General features: G+C 64.1%; 5 protein-coding genes. 4 read left to right on the forward strand and 1 reads right to left on the reverse strand.

Annotation, left to right across the window (positions count from 1 at the left end; all coding sequences use genetic code 11):
• Positions 1–388 precede the first annotated feature (388 nt).
• Positions 389–3,568 carry a DISARM system SNF2-like helicase DrmD gene (gene drmD, locus FL311_RS10150; protein ID WP_141324740.1) on the reverse strand — a complete coding sequence of 1,060 codons (3,180 nt, stop codon included), beginning with the start codon at positions 3,566–3,568 and terminating at the stop codon, positions 389–391.
• Between the two features lie 546 nt (positions 3,569–4,114).
• Between drmD and FL311_RS10155 the strand changes: the two genes are divergently transcribed.
• From FL311_RS10155 to FL311_RS10170, 4 genes are all read left to right on the forward strand, one after another.
• Entirely contained in the window at positions 4,115–6,079 is a 1,965-nt protein-coding gene (locus FL311_RS10155; protein ID WP_141324737.1) for an ATP-dependent endonuclease, read from the forward strand.
• 2 nt (positions 6,080–6,081) lie between these two features.
• Entirely contained in the window at positions 6,082–6,270 is a 189-nt protein-coding gene (locus tag FL311_RS46260) for a UvrD-helicase domain-containing protein (protein WP_368668553.1), read from the forward strand.
• Positions 6,271–6,373: 103 nt separating this feature from the next.
• Entirely contained in the window at positions 6,374–7,552 is a 1,179-nt protein-coding gene (locus tag FL311_RS10165; RefSeq protein WP_141324738.1) for an IS256 family transposase, read from the forward strand.
• A gap of 197 nt (positions 7,553–7,749) precedes the next feature.
• Positions 7,750–8,091: a sigma-70 family RNA polymerase sigma factor gene (locus FL311_RS10170; RefSeq protein ID WP_194869142.1), complete on the forward strand. Its 342-nt coding sequence runs from the start codon at positions 7,750–7,752 to the stop codon at positions 8,089–8,091.
• The last annotated feature ends 1,398 nt before the right edge of the window (positions 8,092–9,489 follow it).

The raw sequence follows: 9,489 nt of genomic DNA on the forward strand, positions 1-9,489 counted from the left end.
GCGGCGCGGCTGATGGGCGTAGAGTCATCCGGCAACCCTTCCGGCCTCGCGGGAGGGGGCCCTCGTCGCAACAGCCCCCGCGAGGGCTTGAGGGTCTGTTGCCCCTCCTCGATATCGAGCTGGAGGTCCTCCGGAAACCTCGTGGTGAAATCCTCCTCGGTGTAGCCCAGCACCTCCCGGAGGAAGCGCGGGACATCCGTCACGCGAGGTGACTCCCGGCCCGCCAACAGGACGAAGCGCGACTGAGCGGACACGGGCAGGCGCTGCATGCACTGCGCGTCCTCGAGGACCGGGATGGAGACCACCAGCCCCTCGATGGGCTGCGCCATCCCCATCCACGTCTGGTGATAGCGACGCTCGACATCCCCGCCAAGGCTCTGACCGTTCATCAGCGAGCCCCCGGCCACAGGTAGACCATGCCCACGGGAACCAGGCGGGCGACCCGCACGGCGTAGGTGGCCTTCAAGGATTCAGGTTGTTCGACGAGTTCCCTGCCGAGTGCCGCCAATCGCTGTTCGAGGTGCACCTTGTCCCTCCTCCATTGGTCCTTCTCGGCCTGGGCGTCGAGCGAGAGCTCGAGCTGCGCGCTCAGGGCCTCCTGGATGGCCTCCTTCTGCTCGTGGAGAATCTGAGTCAGCGCCTTGGCTTCGGATGCGCCGCGCGCCGCCAGCTTCTTGCGAGCCCCCTGCTCTCGCGCCGAGGCCTGTTCCTCGATGGCGGGCCAGAGCTTCGAGAAGTCGGACTCGGCACTGGCCAGCAGGCGTTTCTGGACGGCCTTCGGTATCGAGGAGAGCGCGGGCGCTTCCGCAAGCGTGGTCTCCAGTTGGTCGATGACCTTGCGGTCCGCCTCATCGGCGAAGGGCTTCAGGTGCCCTCGGCCGCCGCCGTCCAGCCACCTGGCTGAGACAGAGACCACCTCGTCATGGAGCCGCGCGGCGCCCTCGCCGAAAAGAGACAACCGGCCGAAGACGATGACGCGAGCCACGGCGTCGCGTTGGGTCTGGACCACGGTGACGCGGCTAAGGTCGTTCGCGGAGAACCCCTGCGCCAGGAACCGCTGAAGCACCCTCTGGACGAGCGGATGGGACAGGTGCAGGTGGACGAGCTTACTGGAGACGCCCGGAGGTGCCTCGAAGACGACGGGAGACAAGGGCCGCTTGCGCCACTCCCATGGCGCCTCGTCGTGCGCCCGGCGCGGACGAATGGAATCCAGGGTCGTGCTCCAAGAAGCGGGAAGCGCGGGGACCTTCCAGGCCTCCAGCGTCCGGCCCTCTTCCGTGAGGGTCTCCCGCTCCAACCGGCCCGCGCCGGCCAGCTCGAACCCCACGTCCAGCGCGTCGCGCAGCAGGACGGGATTGAAGTCCATCACCTTGCCGCTGCGCTCGCGGAGCTCTCCAATCGCATCCAGTTCCTTGCGCAGGGACTGGAGCGTGCGCTGGGACTCCAGTTCCCGCTTCGTCACCTCCGTGCGAGTCGAGGTCGCGGCGCGGGAGACGCGCTCCAGCGTGCCCTTCGAGATGCCCGAGGCGAGGGCCTCGTGCATCTGGTCCATCAGCACACAGCCCAGGCTGCCCAGCTCGCGGGTAATGGTCTCCACCTTGCGAGCGAGGGTGTCGAGCACCGCATCCTCGGCGCGCTGGGCGTAGACGAAGTAGCCGCAGCGCACGGTGGGAGCGGGTTGCAAGGCACGGTCGATGCGGCCGTTGCGCTGCTCCATGCGTGAGGGATTCCATGGGACGTCGATGTGGAAGAGGTCCGAGCAGTGGCCTTGCAGGTTGATGCCTTCGCGCGCGGCGTCGGTCGCGAGGAGGACCCGCACGGGGAACTCCTCCATCGAGCCGTTGAAGGCGGCCTGCACCTCCGCGCGCTTCACGTCATCGATGCCGCCAGTCAGCGTGAGGATGCGCTCATCCCCCCGGTGGGTCCCCTCGAAGGCGGCGGTGAGCTGCTCCTTGAGATAACGGAGCGTGTCGCCATACTCGGTAAAGAGGATGACCCGACGGGGCTTCCACGGAGCGCCCTTGGTGAGCGGACATTGGTGCTCGCGAATCCAGTGGAGCAGGGCCCGCAGCTTCGCATCCCGGGCCGAGCGGTGCCGGGCGCTCAGCTGGAGCATGTCCTCCAGGAGCTTGCGAGCCTGGGCGTTGGTCGACAGCGGCTGACTGTGCTCGCGAATGGCCTCCGCGAACGACAGCTCGAGTGCGTCGTCCGTCTCGCCGTGCTCCTCGGACTCGGGAGCCGTGTCGCCGGTGAGCGCTCCGCCGTCGGGAACCCGCGTCCCCGAGCCGAAGGCCGCTGCGTGGACGGAGAGGGTGCGGTGGAAGGCCTCGATGCTGGAGAGGAGGCGCTTCTGGAGGTTGATGAAGACCAGGCGCCCCTGCTTCGTGCCGGGCGCCATGAGGTCCGTGTAGCGCGCGAGCTTCTGGGACAGCTCCAGTTCCGGAGCGGAGGCTTCGCCCAGGTCGACACGCTCCTCGACGGTCTTTCCGTCCGGGGCGAGCCACTCGGCGTGCCAGCGCCCCGAGTCATGCGTCAGCCGCACGCCCACCACGTGTCGCTCGGGGTAGCGCTGTGAGCTGCCCAGGGCGCGAAGGTCACCCTTGAGCCGGCGCACCATGACGGGAGCCAGCTGTGATTCGCGGACCCGGGTGCCGCGCGTGAAGCGCTGTGGGTCCAACATCTCCAGCAGCGCGGAGAAGCTGTTGGAGTGGCCGTTGTGGGGCGTGGCGGAGAGGAAGAGCCGGTGCTCGAAGCGCTCCGCCAGGGAGCGGATGCTGCGAGTGGTCTCGGTGTCGATGGCGTACCGGCTGGCCGAAGCGGGCGCGACGACGTGTGCCTCGTCGAGCACCAGCAAGGACTTGTGGTGCCCCTTCTCCTCCAGGAGGGTTTTCAGCGGCTCGAAGTACTCACTGCGCCTGAGCGTCTGGTACGACACGATGAAGCGAGAGTGCGTGGCCCAGACGGGGACCTGGAAGCCGCGCTCCTGACGGCGGCGGGAGACGAACTCGCTGTTGAAGATTTCGAAGCGCAGACCGAAGCGTTTCTCCATTTCATCGCGCCACTGGAGCGTCACCGACGCGGGGCAGACGATGAGGACGCGGTCCACGCGCTGGCGGAGGATGAGTTCCTGCAACACCAGCCCCGCCTCGATGGTCTTCCCGAGCCCCACGTCATCGGCGATGAAGAGATTCACCCGAGGCAGCTCGAGCGCCTTCTTGAGAGGCGTGAGCTGGTGGTTCATCAAGTGGATGCCCGCGCGGAACGGCGCTTGGAAGAGCCGGGCGTCGGTGGCGGTGACGGAGCTCCACTTGAGCGCATGGAGATACGCGGCGAAGTGACGCGGCTCGTCGAAACGAACAGGAGGTCCCAGTCCACCCTGGTGGGGTCGGATGACCCGAGCAGCGAGCTCACGCTCCCACAAGACAGACAGGGGGCGCCCCTGTGCGTCATCATCGAGACACGTGAGGCGGACGAGGGTGTGTTGCTCCCGGACATCCGAAGGAGCGATGACCTCGTTGACCAGATACTGACGGTGTCGAACCTGCGCGATATCACCCGCGCACGGCATGGGAGCGATTGGCACAGGAGATACATTCCGCTGGAGCTGTGTAGCGGACCATCACCCTACGGTGGTAGAGTGCTCACCCCCTGGTGGTATGTAACGCCGTCATCCTGCAAAATACGCTGCGGGTGTCGATGCATGTATCCAACCAGAGCCGAAAACCTCCCTCTGCGCCGAGGTGACAAAGTTCCAAATGCAGCGGCACGCACGCGGCCAAGTCGACCACCTTCCGCTGTCGGCCTCAGGAAAAGGCCCAACAACCTCGCGACTGCTGGTCTTCTCATTCAGTAAATGAACATGTCCTGACGTGGAATCACTGGCGACACCACACAAAGCAGCGGTCATGCAGTGTCACCACCGAACCTGAGAGGCGCGACTCCAACTACAGCCATAGGATTAGAGGCCTAAACAAACCGGCATGGCGGCCAACAAGACTGCAGGCACCGCTGTCAGCGAAGCGGTTTAATCAGAGTCTCCAAATGCAAAAAGAGGAAACAGCGAGCCTTAGCAGTACCAAGCGATTGCCAACCAATTTCCGGAGTTCTGCTGCACATGTTCATTGAGCGGCTCATTTTGAGCAATTTCAGGTGCTTCGGCCCCGAACCATTGACGATTGATCTCACCCCAGGTCTGACAGTTCTAGTTGGAATCAATGGCGCAGGTAAGACCGCCGTCATGCAGGCACTCCAGCGCCTTTTCGGCATCACCGGCGATCAAAGGCGCATTCGTCGCCAAGACTTCCATATTCCCTGTACTGAAACGGCTGCGATACTTCAACGCACCTTTGTTCTTGAGGCTGTTCTCGCCTTTCCCGAACTGGACGCCACAGACGCCGACGCCGGAGCCATTCCAGAGTTCTTCCACCAGATGGCCGCCGACGAAGCAGGTCGGCTGAAATGCCGGCTGCGGCTCGAGGCCACCTGGAGCGATGATGGCTCACTAGACGGAATTATCGAGCAGAAGTACTGGGTGGTCCGAGTGTTTGGGCAGTTCACCGAGGCGGATTGCATCGAGTTGAAGGCGATCGACCGCGCCCGTATTCAAATGATCTATGTGCCCGCTTCGCGTGACGGAGCGTCTCAGGTAACGGCCTTTCTGCGGGGGCGACTCTGGCGGGCGATCAACTGGTCGCAGGGCGTGCGGGACACGTTCGCCACCGCCGGCTCGGCACTCAACGGAGCCTTCACCGGTGAAGCCGCTGTCACTCTTGTATCGGCCGCCGTCCGGCGGCGCTGGCAAGAGGTCCATACCGCAGGTACAGACACGACTCCGGTGTTTCGGCCGGTCGACCTGCGTTTCCAGGATTTCATCCGCAAGGTTGAAGTGGTGTTCCGCCCCGACGAAGCTGGCCGCGAGCGCTCGCTCGATGACTTGAGCGACGGACAGCGCTCACTTCTTCATTTGGCGATGGCAGCGGCAACATTGGATGTCGAGGGCAGCATCGCCGCTAATCCGGCCACTGATGGATTTCAACCTGGTGGCATCCCTATCCCAGCCTTGACGCTAATCGCGGTCGAGGAACCAGAGAATAACCTTGCGCCATTCTATCTCTCACGGATCGTGCAGCAGATTGAAGACTTGACGAAAGGGAGCCGTGCTCAGGCAGTGGTCTCCAGCCACTCAGCGAGCATTCTCGCCCGGGTGGATCCGTCGCAAGTTAGGCACTTCCGCATCAACCCGGCTGACCGAACGGCTCAAGTCCGCGCCATTCGGTTACCTGTCGACGAAGAGGAGGCATCGAAATTCGTGCGGGAGGCGGTTCGCACCTACCCTGAACTTTACTTCGCTCGCTTCGCAGTGCTTGGCGAGGGCGCCTCAGAAGAAGTGGTGCTCCCACGCCTCGCAGCAGCGATGGGCTTCGACATAGACCGCTCGTTCATCGCGGTCGTTCCCCTCGGCGGCCGGCACGTCAATCATCTCTGGCGGCTCCTGACCGACCTCGACATCCCATACGCGACGCTTCTCGATCTCGATTGGGGGCGAGATGGCGGCGGATGGGGTCGCATCAAGGGCGCTTGCGCGCAACTCTTGGACATCGGCGTCACGCCACGGGCGCTCTTCGGTCAGCACCTCAATCCGAAGGGGCCAGCGGCTAACTTGGCTGCCTTCGACACACACCAGGCTGAGGACAGTGAGAATTTGCGCGCCTGGGCAATTCAGCTGCGCAAGTTTCATGTTTTCTTCTGTGCACCGCTCGACCTAGACTATTCAATGTTGCGTGCATTTCCTGCCGCCTATCAGATCATCGAACCGGGAAGACAGGGCCCCTCGCGGCAAGGTAATCCGCGCACAGCTGTTCTCGGTGATAGCGGTCGAGGCGACCTCTACGCCGCAGAACATGATCAATCCTTGCGCTGGTATCGTTACCTCTTTCTTGGGCGCGGGAAACCTAGCACGCACGTTCGTGTTCTGACCGGACAGACGCCCGAGGCTCTGGCCGCAGGTGCCCCTGAGGAGTTGCGAGAGCTCCTGGCCTCCATCGCCGCCCGTCTAACCCCATCCTCACCACAGGCCTGATCATGCCGCTCATCCGACCGCAAGACTGGCGACCACGGGGCATCAACGACCTAGAGCCCGGCGCGTGGCGTGCGCTGCGGCACGCCGGTTCGACCTGCGTTGTTGCCGGCCCTGGCGCGGGCAAGACCGAGTATCTTGCACAGCGTGCCGTCTATCTTCTGGAGACAGGGCTATGGGTCGTGTCCCTATAAGTGTGTAGATGGCGAGGAGGGACGAGCGGGAAAGAGGGAAGCTCCTCGGTGAAACCAACCGAACCGGTCTCCTCCTGACAGAGGAGCCGAGGAGTTCCCCGACGTGGACGTTAGCGAGTTTGAAGCCCCCGCGCACGAAGAGGTGCAGGCCGACCTGCGGGCGCTTTTCCGCGGAGCCATCCGGATGACGCTGGAGGCCCTGCTGGAGGAAGAGGTACGGGAGTTGGTGGGGGCTGGACGGTGGCAGCGGATGGTGGGCCGGGTGGACGTGCGCAACGGCAGCTACCTGCGTACGTTGGTGACGACGGCGGGGGCGGTGGACGTGACGGTGCCGCGCACCCGGCACAGCGGCAGCGCAGGAGAGGTGCTGGGCCGCTACAAGCGGCGCAGCGGGGAACTCGACGAGGCGATTACCAGTGCCTACGTGCAGGGCGTCTCCACGAGGAAAATGGGCAAGGTGACACGGGCTCTCATGGGCGAAGACGTCTCGCGCTCGACGGTGAGTCGGGTGACACGGACGCTGGAGGAGAAAGTGGAGGGCTTGCGCACCCAGCCCCTCACTCAGGCCTTCCCGTACCTGTACCTGGATGCCACCTTTCTGGACGCCAGGTGGGCGCGCACGGTGCAGAACGTCTCGGCCCTGGTGGCCTATGGCGTGGGCGAGGATGGGCACCGGCACCTTCTGGCAATCACCCTGGGCGGCAGCGAGTCGGCGGAGTCCTGGCTGGAGCTGCTGCGCCAGCTGCTGGAGCGAGGGCTGAAGGGCGTGCGTCTCGTCATCGCCGACGGGCACGCGGGCCTGGCCGCCGCAGCCCGCCAGTCCCTGCCGGAGGCGCGGTTGCAGCGCTGCACCGTGCACCTCACCCGGAACGTGCTCGCCAAGGCCCCCTGGAGGCTGCGAGGACGCCTCGGCAAGGAGACGTCGGCCGTCTTCGAGGCCGCCTCCCTTCAGGACGCCAGGAAGCGGCTGGAGGCCCTCCAGGAGGGATTGGGGCGGCAAGTCCCAGAAGCCATGGAGTGCCTGCGCGAGGGCTTCGCCGCCGCCACCTGCTTCTTCGCCTTCCCCAAGGCCCACTGGAAGCGTCTTCGCAGCACCAATGGCTTGGAGCGCCTCCACGGTGAGGTGAAGCGCCGCATCCGCTCCGTGGGCGCCTTCCCGGACCGCGCCAGCGCGCTGCGCCTCATCACCGCCGTCGCCCTCGAAGTCACCGGCGTCTGGGATGACCGCCGCTACCTCGACATGTCTCTGCTGAAATCACCCCCTGACACTGCCGCTGCTTGATGCCGCCAAGGAGCCTCCCTCCCCCGAACCCCCTCCGAACCAACTACACAAGATTCGGGACTTGACCCGCTCGGACCGCGTGTGAGCAGTACGCGCGACTCCACGCGAGCGACGTGCATCCGAGCGATGGCGCGCACAAGGGCCGCACGGCGGGTTCAGTGCGTGATGCCGAGCGCAACACGATTCGAATCCATCGCATGGACACACCGTCTCATTTCTCGGACGGCTCTCCAGGCCACGAGGAGTTGTTCGACGAGCTGGAAGCCGCACTCTACGCGCGCTCGGGGCGTGATGGCGACGACGAGACGCCCGAGGCGATGCTGCTGGCCGCTGAGTCGCGAGCCCTCGTGTTCGAGGCCGTGCGGCAGTTGGCTCCGCAGCAGCGAGAGCTGGTGTCCCGCGTCTTCGGCATCAACCGCCCCGCGCAGTCGGTGCGCTCCGTTGCCGAGGCATGGGGCGCGCCGAAGAGTCGCGTCGACAGGATGCTGGCGCGGGCCCTGGGGGAGCTGCGGGAGATCATAGTCATCCAAGAGGAGTAGTGTGACCGCCCGGTCGCTGGGCGCTTTATCGGTCTGGGCGAAGGGCAATGGCACTTGCTGGTGGAATGTTAGGGTTAAAGACTGCGTCACCGCACCAAACACCAACGGGGACTGCGCCGTGCAGCATGAAGAGCCACACCCCAATATTCATCTGTTCGTCGGAGACTGATTTCCAGGCGACCTCTGGCCCAAACCACTGGACTGGTAGGTCCAATGCGTCGCTCCAGAAGTCAAATGCATCGGCGGACATGTGTCGGACAACGATTGGGCAAGACAGGGGAGGAAGCCGGTTGTGCTTCCAGGTAAATAGTCCCCACGCCATTTTGCGAAAGACCGCATCAAGGTCTTTCTGGTCGGGAACTGCAATCGGGACTCGGACGAACAGCCCGGAGTCTGTGGCCGCATAATCCATTCTCTCACGAAGCGGTTGCTGCTTACTTCGCTTGGCGCGCTCTGTAACGGACACAATCTCATGAGGGTGACGTGAATGAGCGGCTACGAATAGGTTCCGGAGGCGCTCCTCTCGTGGTGAAAGCTCTTTTTGGCAAAGAGAACAGACACCCCACGTTGGTAGATTGTTGGGTGGTGGGTCGTTGAAGAACGCTGAAGGAATGACGTGGTCTGCGGTTCGGGGCTGGGCCTTTGTGAACCTAGAGCGGCAAAGAGCGCACTCCTCGAACCGTTGAGGCCGCCGTAGGAGATCAGATGGTCGGGCAGGTGCGATTGGGGGAGGTGGAGTCATGGCGTGGTAGTGAAGACTAAGGCCGACGATAGACTCTAAGCGGCGAATGGGGTGGCGAGTGAGCGGTCATGAAGCTCCTGCGCCTCACGATTAACCCCTGAGTCTCTTAGGTTCAGCTCTCCGGCGGCAGTCTGGGGTGCGCGTATGTGCGCAGAGAAGATCTGGGTCGGCTCCCCCCGGCTCGGATTTCATTTCGTGGGCCGGATTCTGGCTTGCTCGGCGCGCACCACTTTTCAGAAATTTTTGGGAAAACTGCTGGGCCGCTGCGTTTTGTTGGGCGCTCCCATGAAAAAGCCCGCGAAACCGCACGCATTTAGATGGGGTGGCGCGACCGACCAAACTCACCCCTGAGCTTCAGCAGCAGATCTGCGACCACTTGAGGTCCGGCCTCTTCCGTCGAGCGGCAGCGGGCCTCGTGGGCGTCGACGAGCAGACCCTCTCCCGGTGGTTCCATCGTGGCGCGAGCGAGCCGCGCGGGCTCTACCGCGAGTTCTTCGTCGCGGTGAACCGGGCCGAGTCCGAGTTCATGGGTCAAGTCCCGAATCGTGTGTAGTTGGTTCGGAGGGGGTTCGGGGGAGGAATGCTCCTTGGCGGGGTCATGCAGCGGTGTCTGAGTTTGACTTCAGCAGGGACATATCGAGGTAGCGGCGGTCGTC

The organism is Myxococcus sp. AB025B, from assembly GCF_006518215.1.
Taxonomy (GTDB): domain Bacteria; phylum Myxococcota; class Myxococcia; order Myxococcales; family Myxococcaceae; genus Myxococcus; species Myxococcus fulvus.